24 protein-coding genes are annotated in these 20,007 nt (G+C 64.9%); 9 read left to right on the top strand and 15 right to left on the bottom strand.

The genetic code is table 11. The features are described from left to right. Positions 1–7: 7 nt before the first annotated feature. The 5 genes from AB8841_RS28895 to AB8841_RS28875 form a co-directional block, all read right to left on the bottom strand. Complete coding sequence (locus AB8841_RS28895) at positions 8–697, bottom strand: cytochrome c (protein WP_370439180.1); 690 nt, start codon at positions 695–697, stop codon at positions 8–10. Next, positions 694–2,466 (bottom strand): GMC family oxidoreductase, encoded by a 1,773-nt coding sequence (locus AB8841_RS28890; RefSeq protein ID WP_370439179.1) that lies wholly within the window; start codon positions 2,464–2,466, stop codon positions 694–696. The genes AB8841_RS28895 and AB8841_RS28890 overlap by 4 nt, the downstream gene beginning before the upstream one ends. Then, positions 2,459–3,259 (bottom strand): gluconate 2-dehydrogenase subunit 3 family protein, encoded by an 801-nt coding sequence (locus tag AB8841_RS28885; RefSeq protein WP_370439178.1) that lies wholly within the window; start codon positions 3,257–3,259, stop codon positions 2,459–2,461. The genes AB8841_RS28890 and AB8841_RS28885 overlap by 8 nt, the downstream gene beginning before the upstream one ends. 40 nt (positions 3,260–3,299) lie before the next feature. Continuing rightward, positions 3,300–3,698, bottom strand: coding sequence for a hypothetical protein (locus AB8841_RS28880; protein ID WP_370439177.1), 399 nt, complete (start codon positions 3,696–3,698; stop codon positions 3,300–3,302). A 144-nt stretch (positions 3,699–3,842) separates the two neighbouring features. Next, positions 3,843–4,328: a hypothetical protein gene (locus tag AB8841_RS28875; protein ID WP_370439176.1), complete on the bottom strand. Its 486-nt coding sequence runs from the start codon at positions 4,326–4,328 to the stop codon at positions 3,843–3,845. A gap of 585 nt (positions 4,329–4,913) precedes the next feature. Between AB8841_RS28875 and AB8841_RS28870 the strand changes: the two genes are divergently transcribed. Further along, on the top strand, positions 4,914–5,159 hold the full coding sequence (locus AB8841_RS28870; RefSeq protein WP_370439175.1) for a hypothetical protein: 246 nt from the start codon (positions 4,914–4,916) through the stop codon (positions 5,157–5,159). 12 nt (positions 5,160–5,171) lie between these two features. On the opposite strand, the gene AB8841_RS28865 is transcribed toward AB8841_RS28870, so the two are convergent. The 8 genes from AB8841_RS28865 to hemP all read right to left on the bottom strand — a co-directional run bounded on the left by AB8841_RS28865 (position 5,172) and on the right by hemP (position 11,451). After that, positions 5,172–6,407 carry a cation:proton antiporter gene (locus AB8841_RS28865; RefSeq protein WP_370439174.1) on the bottom strand — a complete coding sequence of 412 codons (1,236 nt, stop codon included), beginning with the start codon at positions 6,405–6,407 and terminating at the stop codon, positions 5,172–5,174. A 151-nt stretch (positions 6,408–6,558) separates the two neighbouring features. After that, positions 6,559–6,849, bottom strand: coding sequence for a hypothetical protein (locus AB8841_RS28860; RefSeq protein ID WP_370439173.1), 291 nt, complete (start codon positions 6,847–6,849; stop codon positions 6,559–6,561). Between the two features lie 106 nt (positions 6,850–6,955). Further along, complete coding sequence (locus AB8841_RS28855; protein ID WP_370439172.1) at positions 6,956–7,756, bottom strand: aldo/keto reductase; 801 nt, start codon at positions 7,754–7,756, stop codon at positions 6,956–6,958. Beyond that, positions 7,753–8,391: an AraC family transcriptional regulator gene (locus tag AB8841_RS28850; RefSeq protein ID WP_370439394.1), complete on the bottom strand. Its 639-nt coding sequence runs from the start codon at positions 8,389–8,391 to the stop codon at positions 7,753–7,755. The genes AB8841_RS28855 and AB8841_RS28850 overlap by 4 nt, the downstream gene beginning before the upstream one ends. A 105-nt stretch (positions 8,392–8,496) precedes the next feature. After that, a complete protein-coding gene (locus AB8841_RS28845) occupies positions 8,497–9,291 on the bottom strand; it encodes a heme ABC transporter ATP-binding protein (protein WP_370439171.1) in 795 nt (264 codons plus the stop codon). Continuing rightward, positions 9,288–10,367, bottom strand: a complete 1,080-nt coding sequence (locus tag AB8841_RS28840; RefSeq protein WP_370439170.1) for a FecCD family ABC transporter permease — start codon at positions 10,365–10,367, stop codon at positions 9,288–9,290. The genes AB8841_RS28845 and AB8841_RS28840 overlap by 4 nt, the downstream gene beginning before the upstream one ends. Next, positions 10,364–11,272: a hemin ABC transporter substrate-binding protein gene (locus AB8841_RS28835; RefSeq protein WP_370439169.1), complete on the bottom strand. Its 909-nt coding sequence runs from the start codon at positions 11,270–11,272 to the stop codon at positions 10,364–10,366. Before AB8841_RS28835 ends, AB8841_RS28840 begins: the two co-directional genes overlap by 4 nt. An 11-nt stretch (positions 11,273–11,283) precedes the next feature. Then, entirely contained in the window at positions 11,284–11,451 is a 168-nt protein-coding gene (hemP, locus tag AB8841_RS28830) for a hemin uptake protein HemP (RefSeq protein WP_370439168.1), read from the bottom strand. A 244-nt stretch (positions 11,452–11,695) separates the two neighbouring features. On the opposite strand from hemP, the gene AB8841_RS28825 reads away from it, so the two are divergent. From AB8841_RS28825 to AB8841_RS28810, 4 genes are read left to right on the top strand one after another with little or no spacing between them, the layout of a single operon-like run. Then, positions 11,696–13,849 carry a TonB-dependent hemoglobin/transferrin/lactoferrin family receptor gene (locus AB8841_RS28825; RefSeq protein WP_370439167.1) on the top strand — a complete coding sequence of 718 codons (2,154 nt, stop codon included), beginning with the start codon at positions 11,696–11,698 and terminating at the stop codon, positions 13,847–13,849. 38 nt (positions 13,850–13,887) lie between these two features. Further along, the gene (locus tag AB8841_RS28820) at positions 13,888–14,226 is read left to right on the top strand and encodes an antibiotic biosynthesis monooxygenase (RefSeq protein WP_370439166.1); all 339 of its coding nucleotides are present in this window, start codon (positions 13,888–13,890) and stop codon (positions 14,224–14,226) included. Between the two features lie 23 nt (positions 14,227–14,249). After that, the gene (gene hutX, locus AB8841_RS28815) at positions 14,250–14,768 is read left to right on the top strand and encodes a heme utilization cystosolic carrier protein HutX (protein ID WP_370439165.1); all 519 of its coding nucleotides are present in this window, start codon (positions 14,250–14,252) and stop codon (positions 14,766–14,768) included. Then, positions 14,765–15,505, top strand: a complete 741-nt coding sequence (locus AB8841_RS28810; protein ID WP_370439164.1) for a HugZ family protein — start codon at positions 14,765–14,767, stop codon at positions 15,503–15,505. Before hutX ends, AB8841_RS28810 begins: the two co-directional genes overlap by 4 nt. A 204-nt stretch (positions 15,506–15,709) precedes the next feature. On the opposite strand, the gene AB8841_RS28805 is transcribed toward AB8841_RS28810, so the two are convergent. After that, entirely contained in the window at positions 15,710–16,096 is a 387-nt protein-coding gene (locus AB8841_RS28805) for a response regulator (protein ID WP_370439163.1), read from the bottom strand. 138 nt (positions 16,097–16,234) lie between these two features. On the opposite strand from AB8841_RS28805, the gene AB8841_RS28800 reads away from it, so the two are divergent. From AB8841_RS28800 to AB8841_RS28785, 4 genes are all read left to right on the top strand, one after another. Next, positions 16,235–16,441 carry a hypothetical protein gene (locus AB8841_RS28800; RefSeq protein WP_370439162.1) on the top strand — a complete coding sequence of 69 codons (207 nt, stop codon included), beginning with the start codon at positions 16,235–16,237 and terminating at the stop codon, positions 16,439–16,441. Between the two features lie 59 nt (positions 16,442–16,500). Further along, positions 16,501–17,580 (top strand): PAS domain S-box protein, encoded by a 1,080-nt coding sequence (locus AB8841_RS28795; RefSeq protein WP_370439161.1) that lies wholly within the window; start codon positions 16,501–16,503, stop codon positions 17,578–17,580. 51 nt (positions 17,581–17,631) lie between these two features. After that, the gene (locus tag AB8841_RS28790; RefSeq protein ID WP_370439160.1) at positions 17,632–18,417 is read left to right on the top strand and encodes a sensor histidine kinase; all 786 of its coding nucleotides are present in this window, start codon (positions 17,632–17,634) and stop codon (positions 18,415–18,417) included. Between the two features lie 153 nt (positions 18,418–18,570). After that, complete coding sequence (locus AB8841_RS28785; RefSeq protein ID WP_370439159.1) at positions 18,571–19,038, top strand: Hsp20 family protein; 468 nt, start codon at positions 18,571–18,573, stop codon at positions 19,036–19,038. A 229-nt stretch (positions 19,039–19,267) separates the two neighbouring features. Here AB8841_RS28785 and AB8841_RS28780 read toward each other — a convergent pair whose 3' ends face one another. Further along, the gene (locus tag AB8841_RS28780) at positions 19,268–19,819 is read right to left on the bottom strand and encodes a sigma-70 family RNA polymerase sigma factor (RefSeq protein WP_370439393.1); all 552 of its coding nucleotides are present in this window, start codon (positions 19,817–19,819) and stop codon (positions 19,268–19,270) included. Between the last annotated feature and the right edge of the window lie 188 nt (positions 19,820–20,007).

The raw sequence follows: 20,007 nt of genomic DNA, 5'->3' as shown, positions 1-20,007 counted from the left end.
CGACGGATTAGTGCGTGGTCTCGCGCGGGCGGATGCTTTCGTAGTAGCGCGACACCGCATCGATGTCGTCGGAGCTGAGTTTGCCGGCGATCTCCCGCATGACGGCGGACAGGTCGTTCTTGCGTAGTCCCGACTTGAAGGCCGAGAGCTGCCCCGACGCATACCCGGCCCATTGGCCGCCGAGTTCGGGATAGACGGGAGTTTCCCCGATGCCATCCGGTCCATGACAATTGCCGCAGGCCTGCACGCCGACTTCGCCATTTCCGATGGAGGGAATGCCCCTCAGCGCAAGATCGCGCCCGCGCCTCGCCACTTCGGGGCGCAGCTCGCTCGGAGCCGCCCATTGACTCGGGAGCCCTGCGTAATAGGCCGCCGCATCCAGTCTTTCCTGCTCGGAGAGCGCCTGCGCGATCGGCGTCATGATATCGCTGGGCCGCGATCCGTCGGTATAGTTCTGCAGCTGCTTGTAGAGATAGGCGGCCGACTGGCCGGTCAGCCGCGGGAAGGGTCCGGTCGGATTGCCTTCGCCGGACTGGCCGTGACATTGGCTGCAGGGCGCGGCCCCGTTCGGATTGCCTTGAGCGGCCAGAGTGGCGCCGCGCTGCGAGTCGGGAGCCGACGGAGCCTGGGCGCGGGCACCGCTCGCGACCGACAGGCAGGCCGTCGCGGCGACGCTGGCAAGGAGCACCGGTCTCATGGCTGCACCAGCGGAGCAGGGGAGGAGAGATAGCGGGTCTTGATCGCGTCGGCCGTCCAATAGGCGAGAGCTCCGACCGTGTCGGTTGGATTGTAGGACGCGTTCTGCGGGAACAGGGCCGTGCCAGTCACGAACACGTTCGGCACGTCCCAGCTTTGTCCGTAGCGGTTGCAGGCGCTCGTCTTCGGGTCCGCTCCCATGATCGCTCCGCCCGTGTTGTGGGTGGTCTGATAGGGCACTACCGAATAGGGTGCGGTGCGCGGATTGACGACGACCTGGGATGCGCCCATGCGCTCGGCGATCTCCCCCGCGCGGTCCGTCACATAATGGGACATGCGCAGATCGTTCTCGGGAAAATCGAACGTGATCCGCAGGAGCGGCTGGCCGAACGCATCCTTGTAGGTGGGGTCGAGATCGACGTAGTTCGTCCGCCGCGCGCAGGATTGACCGTGCACCTGCAGGCCGCCCGTATGGTTGTAGTACCGGGCGACGGCCTGCTTCCAGGCGAGCCCCCATCGCGGCGTTCCCGGCGGAACGGGATGATACTCGATCGGCCTCGCGCCCGTGGTGTAGGCGCAGATATAGGCGCCGCCGATGAAGCCGAGTTTCGAGTGATCGAAATTGTCGCTCACGTAATCGGAGATCACGGTGCCCAACGCGCCCGCGCCCATGAACTGGTTGAGCTCGACATCCTCGTCGTAGAACAGCGACACGGAACCCATGGTCTGATAGGCATAGTTGCGCCCGACATTGCCCTCGCCCGTGGACGGGTCGTAAGACTTGCCGATGCCGGAGAGCAGCATCAGTCGCGGATTGTGGAAAGCGAAAGCCGAAAGCACCACGAGCTCGGCGGGCTGGATGGTCTCCTGCCCGGTCGCGAGATCGATGTAGGTGACGCCCGTCGCGTGCTTGCCGTCCGGCGTCAGGTTGACCCGCGTCACATGGGCGTTCGTGCGCAACGCGAAATTCGGCTGCTGCAGCACCACCGGCAGCAGCGTCGTCTGGGGGCTCGATTTCGCGAAGTGCTCGCAGCCGAAACGCTCGCAGTAACCGCACACCATGCAGGGCTCGAGCCGCACGCCTTCGGGATTGGTGTAGGCGCGCGTCATGTTGGAGCTGGGCACCTGATAGGGGCTGTAGCCGAGCTCCATCGCGGCTTTTGCGAAGAGCACGCCGAGATAGGCGGGGGCCGTCGGCGGATTCGGATAGTCGCGGCTGCGTTTGGCCTCGAAGGGATTGCCCCCGGGCCTGATCTCGCCGCCGACATTGCCCGCATAGCCTCCGACCCCGAGCAGATATTCGAACCGGTCGTAATACGGCTCGAGATCCTCGTAGGTGAGGCCCCAATCCTGGATCGTCAGCTCCTCCGCGATGATGTCGCGGCCGTAGCGCTCCTCATGATGGCTGCGCAGCCGGAAGTCTTCCGGCTGAAACCGGAATGTCTGCCCGTTCCAGTGCACGCCCGCGCCGCCGAGATCGGTTCCGGGCAGGAACGAGCCGAGCTGGCGCATGGGCAGAGCCTTCTGGTCCGGCGTGTTCCTGAAGGTCACGGTCTCCTGGGAGAGATCCTGCATGAGACCGTGACGCACGGCGAAGGCGAGTTCGTCATGCATGCTCGGACTTTGGAAGTCCGGGACGGTGTTGCGCGCCCGGCCCCGCTCCAGGCCCACCATCTTGACGCTGCTGTCCTTGAGTTCGCGGGCGATGATGGCGGCCGTGAAGCCCATACCGACGAACACCACATCGACGGAAGGAAGGGTTCTAGCCACGGCGTTGCACTCCGCTGTCGAACGGAGGCAATCCTCCGGGCATGGGGTGATGCTCTTGCGGCGATTGTGCGATCGACATCGGCTCGCGCGTGAAGCGCTCGCCATGATTGGTGTAGATGCCGAGATAGGTGGCATAGGCGCCGGGGAAACCGATCATGCGCCAGCCCACCATGTCGCGGTTGCCGCCATACATGGGATCGGAGAAGAAACCCTCGATCGTGTTGGCGAGAAGGGTCTCGAAGAACACGGCCGACGGAATGCCGGACAGATCCATCTTGCCGGCTTCGAGATCACGCAGCACGCCGTCCTGATCGTCGGAGCTAAGGCGGGCAAAAGCGGGCGCGTTCTTCGCGCCGGAGGAGACGTGCTGCTTCAGCTGCCGGTCCAGGCTCGCGATGGCGGTGCGGTAGAGCTGCGCCGGCGTCAGCGCGAGCTGATAGCCCTGGCTCGGCAGGCCCGTATCCCACGGGCCCGACCGGTAGAGGCGCGCACCCTGCCCGTAGGCACCGGCGAGCTGAAGATCGATATAGCCCGGCACGCCCGCTCCCACGGCGCCGGTCCATTGGGAATCGGGCGGGATCAGCCTGTCGACGGCGGCCTCGATGAAAGCAGCCTCGAGGGTGTTGAAGAACCGGTAGGGAGCGCGCGCGGCAGGCTTGGGATGTGCCTGCTGTCGCGCCGCAGGGGAGGGCCGGCTTTGCCGGGCCTCGGCCCGAAGCTCCGCCGGAATGGCGGCGCTTGCGCCGAGCACGCCGGCTGCGCGGAAGAGGTTGCGGCGGGAAATTTCGCTCATGCTCGGCTCCGTGTCGGAACGGCCTGGACGTCGATATGCGCTACTCGGAAAGCCCTTTCGGCGGCGCGGCGGGACCGGTGCGGCCCTCGCATCGGGTCCGCGCCGTTTCGTCCTGAATGGTATCGCAGGCGAGCTGGATCTGCGGGATCGCCACGGGACCCGTCATGCCGAGGGCGTCCGGCGCGCGCGGGCGCATCTCCTGCGGCAGCGGCTGGCCCTGAATGGGATTTCCGGACGGCACCGAAGTCACATCCTCCGTGGAAAGAAGAGGAACCGGATGCGGGCTCGTATGCGGGGCCTGGGTCGAGGTGGTGCTTTCCTGTCCCTGGGCGAAGGCGGTGCCGCCGCATGCGATCGCGAAGAGCCATCCGGCGAGCACCGGCAGCGCGATGGACCTTGGGCGTGGGCCTAAAGACCGGGCGATGGGCACGGCAGTCATGAGGGGCTCCCCGTGCACGGCGACGACAATGGTCCCGCGGGCCGGAGTGATCCTCTGGTTAGAACGATCGAGCCGCCCGATAGATCCCGCTTTCTCTCAAGCCGAATGGGGGAGGGGAGAACGGCCGGGATGGCGTCGCCCGGTTTACCGGCACTCCTCGGCGGTCTTGAGACAAAGCGTCAGGCGCATCAAGGATTCATGCCAGGCATCGATGGTGGCGGGCCGGTTGTCGGGTGAGGCCATTCGCATGGCCGAGTAGGCATCGCGGATGCCGCTCAGACGCCGGCGCAACCCGCCGATATTGCTGGTTTCGTCGCTGTATCGGGCAACGGCGGATTGGGGCATCGCGGCGATTTCGAGAAGACACTCGTTCATCATGCAGACGATATTGGCGTCCGCCGAAAGTCCTTGGCTGCTCTCGATCCGCTGAAAGATGTCGTAGTTCCGGCCATCGGCCGTCGTGAAAACGAAGAAGCCGCCATACCCCTTCTCAAGGTCCTCCACGATGGTGGGGCGTCCTCCTTCGCCGGCCTGCGCAGAGGCGCACGCAAACCATAGGACCAGTGCCAGGACCGACGCGTGAAGCACGCAGGCCACCGGCAGGATCCGTCCGAACGCGGCATCGCTCATCGACCGCACCTCCCGGCAGGGATCTGGACAAGGAACGACCCGGGTCAAGAGACGACAAAACGCCCTGCGCGGACGACGATGCAGAGGCTTGGGCCAAGTCTCGGCTGTCCGCTCATCCGTTTTCGACAGGAACAATGCTCCTGCCGCAAGGTTTATTTTCAAAGCGTGGGACACGGCCGCGAGAAGACCCGCGCTTGGCGTTCGCCCCGATACATCGACCCCGACAGGAGAGCGCAGATGCGGGAATTTGCGCCGTCCAGGCACTTCGAGGCTCTCGGCATGAGAGGGCTCTGCTGCCGGCTTTCGTTTCTTTCCGGCGCCGACCGGACCTTCTCCGACGCCATTCCACCCGGCCCATCAGCACCCGATCTCGCGATCCTGCGGCGGGACAACAGCCAGGAGCCGATGGCGGCCAGGAACGATGGGCCACGCGCTTCAGGGAAAGAGGGCAAGGCAATGGTCTCATCGAGCCATGCCCGAGACTGCAATCGACAGCGTCGTGCCGAACATGGAGCCGCGCAATGAGCAGGCGCGCGACATCGCCGGTATGGCCATAACCCTTGGAGAGGGAAGGAACGGTCGATCATGCCCAAGGTCGAAGAAGGAACTGCCCGCACCAGCCGCCCCGGTCCGGGGGCTTTGTGGCTCTGGTTCCTGTCCCGGCTCGGGCGGGTCGATCGGGTGACGGCCCTCGCCATCCTGCTCACTGTCGCCGGATGGAGCCTGATATGGGCCCGGGCTCTCCTCATCGTCGAGGCCGTCCCCCTCTGGCTCGGATCGATCATGTTCGTCTGCGGACTGGCTCTCATTCCCTTCATGCCGGATGTCTGACGGGACGAACGATCATTCGCCATGCCGCTTCCTGAGCCGGTCGAGAAGGTTCATGACGGGACCTGCGCTGATTCCGTAGACGAGGACCGAAAGGAGCACGATGAAGCCCGTGAGTCTCCAGAGGCGCTCCGGATCCGCCGCGTGGCCCCGGTTGATGGCATAGGCCGTGTAATAGAGCGAGCCGAGGCCCCTGATGCCGAAGAAACCGATCGCGAGTCGCACCGGCATCGGGCGTCCGGAACCGGCGAATGCAGCCAGCATGGAGAGCGGGCGCAGAAGCAGGAGAACCAGCAATGCAAAAACGATCTCGCTTGCCGAGAGCGAGGAAATCAGCCCTTCGGCAAGTGCGCCGCCGAACAGGGTCAGGATCAGGATCGAGACGAGCTGTTCGATCTGTTCGGCCGAACTGTGAACGTCGCGGGTGTAACTGAGATTCTTCGTCGTATTGCGGATCGTCGATGCCGCCGCGAAAACGGCCACGAACCCGTAGCACCAGATGATCTCCGCCGCACCATAGACGAGGAGTGCGACCCCGACCGCAGCCAGACCGTTATTGGACTGAGAGAGTCGAAACCGCTCCGGAAGATGCTGATTGATCCATGTGACGGCCCGGCCGATCGCGAATCCGAGACCGACGGCTGCGCCGATCTTCCAAAGATCATCAAACAGAAACCAGCGCTCGAACGACCCGAGGTCTCCTGTGCTTTCGCGAAGAATGAGGCCCAGAGTCACGAATGGATAGGCCAGACCGTCGTTCAATCCCGCTTCGGATGTCAGCGCGAAACGAACCTCTCCCTCCTCGCCGGTTCCCGGCGGGCCGACCTGAACGTTCGACGCCAGAACGGGATCGGTCGGCGCGAGGATGCCCGCGAGCAAGATCGCGGCTGCGGGCGAAAGATCGAGAAGCCACAGGCCGCAGACGGCGATCGCAGCGATGGACAGAGGCATGCCGAGTCCGAGCGTCCGCCAGGTGCTCGACCAGGTCGTCAGGCTGAACGGGCGATCGATCTTCAGGCCCGCTCCCATGACGGCAATGACGAGGACGAATTCCAGCAGGACTTCCACGGTTTTGCTGTAGGTGGCGAAGAAGCGCCCCGCCGGCATGGAAAAGAAGAAGGCATAGCCGAACGCGACGGCGAGCATCGGCATGCTCAAGGGAAACTTGCGCAGGAAAACCGGGAGCCAGACGACGCTCAGGATGATGAATCCAAGGGGCAGAAAGCCGAAGAGCTGGACCTGATGCGCCATGTGAAAGCCTAGGATGCGGTGAAAGCCTGGGATGCGGTGAAAGCCTGGGATGCGTGACTTCGGGGGGCGTCCGAGACGACCTCGCTCCGGAAAAACTCAGGCTTCAGGAGCGCCCCGCCTACCGAGATTCGCGGTGAGACCTTCCCGGTTGCTAATTCCCGGATTCGGTGTCCGCCGAGCGGCAGACTCCCCCGATGGGGCACTGGGCGACATCTGCGGTTCTGACCCAGGCGGGCCGGAGCACGAACGGACGCAGGCAGAAGCTGGAATCCCGAACATAGCGGTCGTAGGTCGTGGGCCCTGTATGCAGAACGACCGCTCCTTGAGCCGCGACGAGCTGTCTGGCCTGATTGCATGTCATGCTCAGCGTTGTGGCGGCCGGCTGTGCCATGACGCTGCTCGATAGGCTCGCGGCGAAAAGGGAGACAAGAAGGGCTTTCATGGGTCAGGGTCCTGACGGGTTCTTCCGGAGATGAAGGAAACACGCCTCGATTCCCCGCTGTTCCCTCATGCGGGACCGCAGAGGGCTCCATGCATTGCCCTATCGTTCACCCTGTTCTGGCGCTTTCGCCATCGCGGGCCATCCGGAAGGCCGCAAGGGATTCGTCGAGATGCCGGGGCGACCGCGTTCCCGTCAGAATGACGCCCTTGAAGGGTTGCTCCAGAATGAAGGCCAGGGCCTCCTTCAGATGGCAGGCCTTGTCGCCGGCCTCCTCCGGGATCAGCCGGCCCATGCCGAAGGGGCGGTTGACCAGCACGCTCATGCCCGCGGCCCGCGCCATTGCGAAGGCAGGCGCCATGGTTGGGAACAGCCGGTAATAGGGAAGCTGGATGACGGCATAGGTTCCCGATGTGGAGGCAAGACGCGCCGCATCGAGATCGCTGACGCTGGCGCCGAGGGTGTCGATGCCGTTGGAGCGCGCATAGGCGATGGCCCGCTCCACGTCCTTCGATGCGAGCGCCGCTGCGCTCGCCTTATGGATCTGGAGGAGGTCGATGCGCCCGAGCCGCTCCAGGCTCCGGTCGAGGCTCCGGCACAGGGCATCATAGGAATGATCCGTGAAGGCACTCTGCTCCGCCGCGTTCCAGTGCTCGCCCATCTTCGTGCTGACGGTGAGGTGCGGTGCCTTCGCCCCCTGACGCTTCAGGAAGGTTCCGAAGATCCGTTCGCTGGCGCCATAGGCGGGGGCCGTGTCGAAGAACGTGATGCCCTGCGAGACCGCGTGATGGAGGAGCGCAAGCGCGTCCTCCTCCGTCGGCGGAAGACCCTCGCGATAACCCCACGCCCGGCCGATGGAAACGAGGCCGAGGCCCAGGCTGACGGAGGCGTTGTCTGTGATGCCGTTCATGGATGGGCGACTTTCGGATGGAAGAAGGATTGCGGCTTTGCGTCTTCCATCCGGAAGATGCCGCTCCCGGCAATGACCTGCCCGGCGCCGAGGCGGAGATTGCGGGCGGTGCCGTGACCTTTCAGGAGGGCGCCGCGGCAGTCCGGATCGGGATCGCGGAACGATCCGCCGGCGGCGAGAGAGCAGGTGTCGACCGTGATCGCGCCGAGGAGCTGGCTGCCCGATCCCAGGGTGGTCTCGCCGAAGACCGACGCGCCGCCCTGGTAGCGGCCGTGATCCCCGATGGCGATGCGCGCGCCCGGGCGGTTGGCCTTCGCGGTGAGGCCTCCGCCTTCTCCGAACAGATTGCCGTCGCCGATCGTGATCGTGCCGGTTTCGGCGGCGAGCCACGTGCCTGAGTGAAACGTGTTGCCGTCTCCGATGAGGAGTGCGCCGGGGACCGAACCATGAAGGGTCACGCAGGGATAGAACATGTTTCCCGTTCCGATCCGCGCATGCGCCCCAATCAGGGTGGAGAAAGGATCCAGGATGACGTTGCCGCGCTCCGCCAGGGCCAGCACGGCCTCGATATCGAGAAGGCCGAGGGCGCGACGCGCCTCGTTGATCCTCGTGATCACGCTCGGTTGAAGCTCCATCACTTCCTCGCATTCCCTCGACGAATTTCCGAGTCTGCGCGAGTTAAGACGCGAAGCTCTGCGGCCGCAAGCGGGTTCAGCCGCTCACGTCCGGCAGGCTGTCGCTCATTCCTGACGGAGTGCCAGCGTCCAGGGGGGCTGAGGAAGGCTGGGTGCGGTCAGGCTCACGCCGAAGACGTCGGAGAGTCTGTCGGGGCTCAGCACCGCATCGGCCCGGCCGTGCGCCACGAGGTGGCCCGCCTGCATGAGAACCAGGCTGTCGCCCATGCCGGCGGCAAGCTGAAGATCATGAAGCACGGCGATGACGGTGCGGCCTTCCCGCGCAAGCTTTCCGGCCTCGCTCAGCAGCGCGAGCTGGTGCTTGAGATCGAGGCTGGCGATGGGTTCGTCGAGAAACAGCACCTGCCGCGTCTCGACGGTGCGGCCCGCTTCGAGCTGGGCCAGAACCCGCGCGAAATGGACCCGCTGCCGCTCGCCTCCCGAGAGCGTCTGATAGTTGCGGCGCGCGAGATGCGCCACATCGGCCCGTTCGAGGGCGTCGAGGACGATGCGCTGCCGGTCGCCGCGACTCAGGCCGCGCCCGATGCCTTCGACGCCGAGCCGGGCGACCTCGAACGCCGAAAAGGGAAAGCCGAGTTCCGAGGCCTGCGACATGACGGCCCGTCGATGGGCGAGACGCCAGGCCGGGATCGCACGAAGCGGATGTCCGTCGAGCAGGACCTCGCCCCGCGTGGGAGAAAGCTCGCCGCACAAGACCCGCAGGAGGGTGGATTTCCCCGCGCCGTTGGGGCCGACGATGACCGCGACCGTCCCGCTCTCGACCGACAGGTCGATGGTTTCGATCAGGGCGCGCCCGCCTGTCGCGTACGCGACGGCTCTTGCTTCCAGGATCGCGCTCACAGGACGATCCCACCCTGACGGCGCAGCAGGAGCCAGAGGAAGAACGGGGCCCCGAAGGCGGCGGTGAGAATGCCGATCGGCAGTTCCGCGGGCGCCGCGACGGTACGCGCCACCGTATCGGCGCTCACGAGCAACGCGGCTCCGAGCAACGCCGAGGCCGGCAGCAGCATACGATGATCCGGGCCCGCCGTGAGGCGCAGGATATGCGGCACGACGATGCCGACAAAGCCGATCATGCCGGCGCAGGCCACCGACGCGCCGACAGCCACCGCCACGAGCAGGATGGCCACTGCCTTCACCCGCTGCACCGGCACGCCCAGGTGAAAGGCCTCCGCCTCTCCGAGGGCGAGCGCGTTGAGGCCGCGCGCCAGGAACGGCGTGAGGAGAAGAACCGGAAGGATCAGGGGGGCCGCCACGGCGACCTTGGTCCATGTGGCGCCGCTGAGCGAGCCGAGGGACCAGAACGAGAGATCGCGCAGCTGCCGGTCGTCGCTCAGATAGGCGAGGAAGCCCATGAGCGCCCCCGACAACGCGCCGAAGGCGACGCCCGCGAGCAGCATCACGGCGATCGAGGTGCGCCCCTGGCGCGTCGCGACGAGATAGAGGCCCAGCGTGGTGATCAGACCGCCCGCGAAGGCGCCGACAGGAAGCGCGCTGAACGGAAGCGGGCCGATCACGGGCGCAAGCAGAGTATCGCCGACGACGATCGTGACGGCGGCGGCGAGCGCCGCGCCCGCGGAAACGCCCACGAGGCCGGGATCGGCGAGGGGGTTGCGAAAGAGGCCCTGCATGAGCGCGCCGGAACTGCTGAGCGCCGCGCCGATCAGGAGCCCGAGCAGCAGACGCGGCAGGCGCACCTGCAGAATGATCAGCGCTTCGCCGGTCGACGCGGAGGAGTGCCCGGTGACAATGCCGGTGACGATGCTGACAACGCGCGCAAAGGGAACGCCGGTCGCGCCCGCGCCCAGAGCCGCGATGCCCGCAAGAGCGACCAGAAGGCCGAGCGCCGTGATCAGCAGCGGGCCGCGGTTCCGTAAGGGTGTGAAGCCGTTCCTGCCCATCGCGAGCCTTGTCATGGCTGTCCGGCCTTGCCGATCTGGTCGGGATGCAGGGCCGCCATGAGATCGCGCGCGGCGGCAGGCGTCCGCGGCCCGAAACCGAGAAGATAGAGCGAATCCATCACCACGAGCCTGCGCGTTCCGGCGGCGGGCGTCGCGGCGAAGGCCGGGAACGCGAAAGGATCCTGGGCCGCGCCGCCGGGACCCTGGTCCATCATGACGATGGCTTCCGGCGCCGCCGCGATGAGCCCCTCATCGGACATCGGCTTCCAGCCGTTCAGCGACGATGCGGCATTGGTGGCCCCTGCGAGGGCCAGGATGGCATCCGCCGTCGTTCCCTGTCCGCCGACGAGGGGGCGGCCGTTCTGAAGCGAAAGCACGAACAGTGCCCGCGCGGGGCGCGTCACGCGGGCTTTCGCCTGCGCCAATTGCGCGAAGGCCTCTTCGATCTCCCGGGTCAGGGCCGCGCCGCGTTCTGGCACGTCGAGAGCCTGCGCGATCACCGTGACGCGCGCGACGATTCCCGCCGCGCTCGGCTGATCGGGAACGCGCACGACCGGCACGCCCGCCTGCTCGATCAGACGCAGCGCATCGGGCGGGCCTGCTCCTTCCAGGGCGAGCACGAGGGAGGGAGCGAGCGACAGCACACCTTCGGCCCCGAGGGCGCGGACATAGCCGACATTCGCCTTCGTCCCGAGAGCCTCCGGCGGATACAGGCTGGTGGAATCCACGCCGACGATCTCGGCGTCCAGCCTGAGCCGGTAGACGATCTCGGTCACGGCGCCGCCGACGCTGACGATCCGGCGGGCGGAGGCCGCCGCCATGGCGCGATGCGCGACGAGCAGCGCGGCGGGGCCGACGATGAGAGCGCGGCGGGAGAGGGTCCGGGCGAGGGGTCGGGCGAGGGGTCGGGCGAGGAGCATGGACACGATCCTTACTTCGTCAGAATGAGCTTGCCGTTCGCCGTGACCCGCAGGCGGTAGCGTTCGCCGCGATGCAGCAGCACCACCTCGCGTTCCGTTCCGATCAGGCTCGCCACGTCGATTTCGCGCGTCGGGACCGACCTGTCGCCTTTGGAATTCGGTGGGGGCGGGTTATGCACGGCGTTCTCCAGTTTTTACGCGTTCTAAAGTAGAAAATCGGAGGCGAAATTATGTATTCGCAGTTTAGAATGATGTAAAACTGCCGACACGCGAGCCTCTATTGACGCGGTTACTTGATTTGGCTATCGGATGTAAAGCCTCTTCCGACGGATGGTGGGGCGATAGCCAGCCAGCGTGATTTCGTTTCCGCGCGAGCCAGCCAGTCATCAAGAAAAAACATGGTTAAAGACTGGGATCGTCAGGATGATTACCTTCCTGCGCGAAGGACTTCGCGCGTCTACTTCACCTCTTGCCCTTCTCGTTCTCGCGCCTCTGGCGAGCGCCTCGCTCTGTCAGACCGCGCACGCGCAAAGCGTTCCCGTGACGCAGCCCGCGCCGAACGAGGACGTCACGCTGGAACTCGACACGATCACGGTGACGTCCGGAAAGACCGAGGACAGAGTGATCAACGATCTGGCCGGATCGAGCGTGGTCACGCGCCGCCAGATCGACCTGCTGCAATCCTCCCGCATCTCCGACGTTCTTCAGGGCGTGCCCGGTGTCGCCGTGCAGGAGACGGGCACCGATCCCGGACAGGCGATCAATATCCGCGGCCTGCAGGATTTCGGCCGCGTGAACGTGCTCGTCGACGGAGCCCGGCAGGATTATCAGGTGAGCGGCCACGGCGCGAACGGCACCTTCTATCTCGACCCTGAACTGATCGGACAGGTGGACGTGGTGCGCGGGCCGGTGGCCAACGTCTACGGCTCGGGCGCCATCGGCGGCGTCGCCTCCTTCCGGACTCGGACCATCGACGATATCCTGAACCCCGACGAGAGATACGGGGCAGTGCAGAGGCTCGGGCTCGGGACGAACGGGGCGGGCTTCGTCACCAACAGCATGGCCGGCGCCCGCATCGGCACGGCCGCGGATGTGTTCGGACAATTCGTTTACCGCAATACGGGCGATTATCGCGACGGCAATGGCGACACGGTCCGAGATTCCGATTCCGAGCTGACGTCGGGCCTGTTCAAGTTCAACCTCTTCCCGGCGGACGGCCATGCCTTGAGCGGTTCCGCCCTTCTGCAGAACTATTCCTTCACGAACAATGGCGACACGGGCGTCGGAACCCGTTTCAGGAACGATGTCGCGGCCAATACCTACACGCTCGGATACCGCTTCAGCCGGCCCGACAACCCTTGGCTCGATCTGAGCGTCAAGGGTTACTACACCACGACCGACGATCATAAGCGGGTCGTGACGCCGAGCAGCACCTACGGCTATCTCGGGGTCGAGCCGGGTGATCCCCTCGACTATAGCATGGCGACCCTCGGCTTCGACATCAGCAACACCTCGCGGTTCGAGGCCTTCGGATGGGGACATGCCCTGACGCTCGGCATCGACGGAGCGCGCGACCGGGGCGAAACGGTCGATCGGGCGGGCGGCTACGGCGCGGCGTTCACGCCGTCAGGCGAGCGCAATCTGTTCGGTGGCTTCGTGCAGGACGAGGTGCGCTTCACACCCTGGCTTCGAGCCATCGGCGCCCTGCGCTTCGACAGCTACGAGCTGAACGGCGGCGGCATCAACGCGGACGGCTCGCGTGTGTCCCCGAAGATCACGCTCGGCGTGGAGCCGGTCAAGGGAATCGAGTTCTACGGCACCTATGCGGAAGGCTATCGCGCGCCGTCGATCACGGAAACCCTCATCCAGGGTTCTCATCCGTTCCCGATCTTCAACATCCTGCCCAACCCCTATCTCCGCCCCGAGGTCTCGCGTAACCTCGAAGGCGGCGTCAACCTGCAGTATGACGACGTGTGGAAGGCCGGCGACCGATTCCGGGCCAAGATCTCCGTGTTCCAGAACAGGATCGACGATTTCATCGACACCGTCGCGGTGGGGCCGGTCTACAACGTGCCCGTCGTTCCGGGCATGCCGGTCGAGGCCTGCGCCTTTGCTCCGTATCTGTGCCTCATCGGGATCCAGGATCAGCAGTATCAGAACATCGCGAGAGCCCGGCTGCAGGGCGCGGAGCTCGAAGCGGCGTATGATTGGGGCGGAGGTTTCGTGACGGTCGCGGGCACCCTGATGGAGGGCAAGAACGACATCACGGGCGATCCGTTGAACTCCGTCATTCCCAATCGCATCAGCACCACGCTCGGCTTGCGGCTGTTCGACGACAAGCTCACGGTCGGCACGCGCCTGACATTCGTCGATGCCAGCAAGAAGAACGTCACGAACCCGACCGCAGGCTACGGGCTCGTCGATCTGTTCGCGTCCTATCGCTATGACGAGAACATCAGCGGCGACATCACGATCCAGAATCTCTTCGACCGGCAATACATCCAATATCTCAACAGCGAGCCGAGCCCCGGCCTCACGGCCAAGTTCGGCCTCACGGTGAAATTCGCCAGCCGCTGATGTCCACTCCCTCACCTGATCCAAGGAGATCGTTCTCGATGTTCATCGCCATGAACCGCTTCAAGGTCCTGAAAGACGTCACCGCAGATTTCGAGCAGCGTTGGCTGTCCCGCGAGAGCCACCTGCACGAGCTCGACGGCTTTCTCGAATTCCACATGCTGCGCGGGCCGGAGCGCGACGATCACGTGCTCTATTCCTCGCATACCCTGTGGGCCTCGAAGGCGCATTTCGAGGCCTGGACGCGCTCCGAGCAGTTTCGCGCGTCGCATACCCGGGCGAGCACCGGCGACAACAAGCCCTTGACCCTCGGGCACCCGGAATTCGAGGGCTTCGAGGTGTTCCAGACCATCCGTCAGGCCAAGACGGAAGCCCGGTGACCGCGGTGGCGACAGGACAGGACATGGAAGCTTTGATCCGGCAGGACCTCGCGGCGCGGCCCGACGGGGTGCTCGAAACGATCGCCGAGACGCGCGGAGTGCCGCTCCAGCAGGTTCTCGATTGCCTCGGACAGGAGGCGGCTGAGCGTGCTCCGGGCAAGCTTTTCGAAAGGATCTGGGAGGATCTGACCACCTGGGGCGACATCACCTTCGTGGTCCACACCCGCGACGGTGTGTTCGAGTGCAAGGGCCGCGTGCCCCCGGGGACGTCCGGCCGCGGCTATTTCAACATCCACGGCGACAGCCCCATCGGCGGTCATCTGCGGATCGATCGCTGCCGCGCGATCTATTTCGTCGACCGCCCGTTCTTCGGCAAGCGCTCCTGCTCCGTGCAGTTCGTGAACGAGGAGGGCGGGGTGATGTTCAAGATCTTCGTCGGCCGCAACGAGGACCGCACGCTCAAGGAAGACCAGCTCGTCCGGTTCGAGGCGCTGCGCGCCGGTTGTCTCGAACGGGAGCAGGGCCTAGGATCATCCGCATGACGCAGAAAGATCCGACCCTGCCAGTGGATGACGAGGCGCGGCATCTCGCCAAGAAGCTGATGCGCACCGCGCGTTCCGGCGCTCTCGCCACGAACGGCGCCGACGAGGGCATGCCCTTCGCCAGCCTCGTGGCGGTGGGCACCGATCTCGACGGCTCGCCCGTGATCCTCACCTCCCAGCTCTCGGTCCACACCCGCCTGCTTGCGGCGGACGGGCGCTGTTCCATGCTGCTCTCCGCGATCGGCAAGGGCGACCCGCTGGCTCATCCGCGCCTTACCCTGCTCGCTCGGGCCGAGCGGATCGAGCCCGGCTCGGACAAGGCGCAGCAGATCCGTCGCCGCTACCTGCTGCAGCATCCCAAGGCCGCGCTTTACGTGGACTTTCCCGACTTCGCCTTCTGGCGCCTGAACGTCGCGTCGGGCAGCCTCAACGGCGGTTTCGGCCGCGCCTACCGCATGGCGAGGGAGGATCTGCTCACCGACCTTTCCGCCTTTCCCGGCTTCGCGGAGCTGGAGGCGGGCGCAGTGGAGCACATGAACGAGGATCACGCCGAAGCCGTGGCCTATTATGCGACGAAGCTCTGCGGCGCCCGTGAAGGCGCGTGGCGGCTGATCGGCATCGATCCCGAGGGATTGCAGCTGGCTTTGGGCGACGAATTGCAGCGGCTGACATTCCCGCAGCCGCTGCAGGGGCCGGATGAGCTTCGTCCCATGCTCGTGGCGCTCGCACGATCATAGATTCCGGGCACGCCCACCGAGGCGCGCCCATAAGCTCTGCCGCCGATTACGGATCATGATGCGGGTCGCGACGTATGAGGCGCCCAGAGCATCGAACGTGGGAAGTGGGTAGCGGTTTTGCGTGAAGAGATGCTCGAGACCGTAGATTGACTGCATCGGATGCGGGTTCGATATCATGTCGGATGCAGTGGGATGGTACGCGCCTCATGCGCACCGAACGATTCCCGGCAGGGTCTGGGCCAGCGCGTCCGGATCAAAGGGTTTTGCCCAGCGCGGCACGTCCGCATAGGCAACAGGCACCGAGGACGGGTCGTAACCGGTCGCGAAGACGAACGGGATGCCGCGCTCCGCAAGGGCATCGGCAACGGGGAAGACCTCCTCGCCGCGCAGGTTGATGTCGAGAACGGCGGCATCGATGCCTTCGCCCGAAGAGAGCAGCATGAGAGCCTTGTCCCGCTTCGGCACTAGACCGACGACCTCCGCGCCGAGCTTCTCGAGCGCCTTCGCCATGTCGTCGGCGATGAAATACTCATCCTCCACCACGAGAACCCGGCAGCGTGCGAGCGCTCCTTTGTTGGCGGGATCCGTCATGCCTATTCCTCCTCGCCCGAAACCGCGGAAGCTTCCGCATGCTTGAATAAGTCTCCTGCGCGCCTTTTCGAATAACATAGCTTAATCGCGCGCCGTTCCCGGTCCTCTATGCTTCGCGCCGCAAGAGGCGCCCGGGCAATGGCAGCTTACCTTAAGACGCTCGGCCTCTCGACAGCGCATGTGAACCGCAGGCCGCGGGAGTTGCGGGCCTCGAACCTCGTCGTCCTGAAGGGAAAGACCCTTACGATTCCGAACCTGAAAGCCTTTCAGGAAGTTGCCCTGTTCAACGGAAATTGCCTGCACCTCGACCGTGAGGGATACGAGTTGGATGCCAACGATGGATGAGATGCGACAGAGCCTGACCGTATGGAGGCATGGCTCCAACCATCGGCCGAGATAAGCACATGGAACAGCCTCGACCCACCCCAGCCCCTTGGCCCGCCGGCACTGGCGAGATGGCGGAGCGCATCCGCGATTATGACTGGGCATCGACCCCGCTGGGACCGATCGAGGCGTGGCCGCAGAGCCTGAAGACGACCGTCGATCTTCTGCTGTCGGGCGCGTTTCCCATGGTTGCCCTCTGGGGGCCGCAGCTCATTCAGGTCTACAACGACGGCTATCGCGACCTCAAGGGCGCCGAGCACCCGCAAGGATTGGGGCAGGCGGCCTGCGAATGCCGGCCCGAAGTCTGGCACATCGACGAACCGATCTACTGCCGGGTCCGAGCCGGGGAGACTCTCATCTTCGAGAACGGGTTCCATCCGGTCACCCGTTCGGGCCGGTTCGAGGATGCCTGGTTCACGCTGACCTACAGCCCGGTCCGGAACGAAACGGGCACCGTTTCCGGTGTGCTCGTGACGTTGATCGAGAAGACAAATCGCGTGCTCGCGGAGCGCGCGTTGCGGGAAAGCGAGCATCGTTACCGCGCGCTCTTCAACTCGATGGACGAGGCCTATGCCGTGGTCGAAGTCATGCGCGATGCCGCGAAAGGATGGAACGACTTCCTGTTCCTGGAAGTGAACCCGGCTTTCATGAAGCATACGGGAATGCCGTATCCGGTCGGGCGGACGGCCACGCAGATCCTGGGAACGCCCAACCCACGCTGGGCAGAAATGTACGGCCGTGTGGTCGAGACCGGAGAGCCGGTGCGTTTCGAGGAAACCGAGGCGATCCTCGGGCGCGTCTTCGACCTCAATGTCTTTCGCCTCGGCGGAGCGGAAAGCCGGCGGGTAGCGGTGCTCTTCACGAACATCACTGAGCGCAATCGGTCGGAAGCCGCGCTTCGCGATAGCGAGGAGCGGCTCCGCCTGATCGTCGAGAATGCCCATGATTACGCGATTTTCATTACCGATCCGCAGGATCGGGTCACCGATTGGTTCCCGGGGGCGGAGGCGGTGTTCGGCTGGAGCGCCGAGGAGATCCTGGGCCGCTCCGGCGAGCTCATCTTCACCCCCGAGGATCGTGAGGCGGGCGAGCCGGAATAGGAGATCGCTGTCGCCCGCACAGGAGCCAACGCGGCGAACCGGCGCTGGCACTTGCGCAAGGACGGGCGAAGGGTTTTCATCGATGGCGGCGTCACGGCCCTGCGCCGGCCGGACGGCAGCCTGCAGGGCTTTCTCAAGATCGGCCAGGATGTCACCGAGCGCCGGGCTTACGAGGAAGCCCTGAAGGCGAGCGAGCGGCACACGAAATTCCTGCTCGCGGAACTCCAGCACCGCGTGAGAAATACCCTCGGCGTGATCCGCTCCATCGCGCGCCGGACGGCGGCGAACAGCGGGACGGCGGAGGATTTCGCCATGCATCTCGAGGGCCGGATCGATGCCTTCGCCCGCGTCCAGGCCGCCGTCACCCGCGATCCGAAGGCGGGGCTCGATCTCGAAATGCTCGTGGCCGACGAACTGCGGGCCGTTGCGGCCCACGAGGGAGAGCAGGTGAAGAGCATTTCCGGCCCACAGACGCGCCTTCAGCCGAAAGCCGCCGAGACGCTGGCGCTCGCCATTCATGAGCTGGCCACGAACGCGGTCAAATATGGTGCGCTCGCGGCACCCCAAGGCCGTATCGAGGTCGCCTGGATGATCGACGCAGCGGGCGGCCAGCCGCGGCTCGTCTTCCAATGGATCGAAACGGGAGTGCCCCTTGCCAACGACCGGCCACGAAGGCACGGGTTCGGGACCGAGCTGATCGAGCGCACCCTGGGCTATGAGCTCGGTGGCGAGGCGACATTGGATTTCACTCCGAACGGACTTCGCTGCACCATCGTTCTGCCCATGGACATGCGCCTCTTCCTTCTCGATCGGGAGAGCCGTCGACAGGCCTATTAGCGCATCGCCCAAAAATGCCCGCCCCTCCCTCTTGAAAAGCCCGATCGGCATTCCCAACATCATGATCGCCAAGGCCTTTCCGGCTTGGTCCTACGGGCGCCGGGCGGTGTCCGGTGCCCTTGTGGTTACGTTGCTCATATGGAGGATGTAGCTATGAGATCGGCTTTCGACTTTTCTCCCCTCTATCGTTCCACGGTCGGCTTCGACCGATTGTTCGATCTGCTCGACCAATCCTCGCAGATCGAGACCATGACCAACTGGCCGCCCTACAACATCGAGAAAAAGGGCGAGGACCAGTATGTCATCACCATGGCCGTCGCAGGCTTCTCGACCGACGAGATCGAGATCACCCAGAAAGAGAGCCAGCTTGTCGTGTCGGGCCAGAAGAAGGGCTCGGACGAGGGCAGGCAGTACCTGCATCATGGCATCGCGACCCGCGCCTTCAGGCAGACCTTCAACCTCGCCGATCATGTGAAGGTGACCGGCGCCAGCCTAGAGAACGGCCTGCTGACCGTCGATCTGAAGCGTGAGGTGCCCGAAGCCCTGAAGCCCCGGCGGATCGAAATTGCCACGGGCAGCAAGGCTCAGCCGCAGCAGATCGAGCACAGCAAGGCGGCCTAGCGCATCGTGCGAAAAGTGGACCCGGTTTTGCGTGCAAAGATGCTTGAAACCTAGAGCATCGAGCGCAAAAGTGGGACCCGGTTTTGCGCGGAAAGATGCTCACAAAACCATAGACTTACAGCATCGGATGTGGGTCCGATGTCACGTCCGATGCTGTAGCGCATCGTTGCTGCTCGAGCGGCAGGGCGTTCCGTCTACCGGGCGCCCTGCCGACGGAGAGCGTTCGGCGTCAGGCCGATATATGCATGAAGAGCGCGGCCTTGACGAGACGGTCGGGGCCGAGGTCGTCCTGTGCGTCGAAATTCATCAATTCGGCGAGCCGGCGGCGCGCGCGGTTGATGCGGCTCTTGATCGTCCCGATATTCGTGCCGCAGATCCGCGCGGCGTCCTCATAGGTCAGTCCTTCAGCCGTCACGAGCAGAAGCGCCTCGCGCTGGTCGAGGGGGAGCTGGCTGAGCGCCTTCAGCATGTCGTCGAAGTCGAGACGCGACCCTTGTTCGGGCATGACGGCGACCCTTTCGGCCCATGCGCCTTCCGGATCCTCGACCTCACGCTTCCGGCGGCGGGCCTGCGTGAGAAAATCGTTGCGCAGGATCGTGAAAAGCCAAGCCTGCATGCTGGTGCCGGGCTGGAATTTGTCGAGGTTGCTTAGGCCCTTCAGAAGAGCGCCCTGCACCAGATCGTCGGCACGGTCGATGTTGCCGCAAAGCGAGATCGCGAAGGCGCGCAGATGCGGAATGGCGGCGAGCATCTGTGCCTTCAAGGGGGTCTCGGCCGCCATCATGCGTTCCTTCCGATCTCAGAATTTGACAGCTGACGTCTCCTGGATGGACGGCGCATTAACTTATGTGAAGCGCAACTGCATTCTGATGGAAGGCGTGCATCGGGCGAATAGGTCCGAAGAAGGCGGCAAGTCCTCACATGCATAGCATGTCCCATGGTGTGGTGAAGTCATTTTCATGATGCAAC

The sequence above is a fragment of the Microvirga sp. TS319 genome (assembly GCF_041276405.1).
Lineage (GTDB): Bacteria > Pseudomonadota > Alphaproteobacteria > Rhizobiales > Beijerinckiaceae > Microvirga.
The sequence above is the reverse complement of the archived record's forward strand: the minus strand, read 5'-3'. Positions and strand labels throughout refer to the sequence as shown.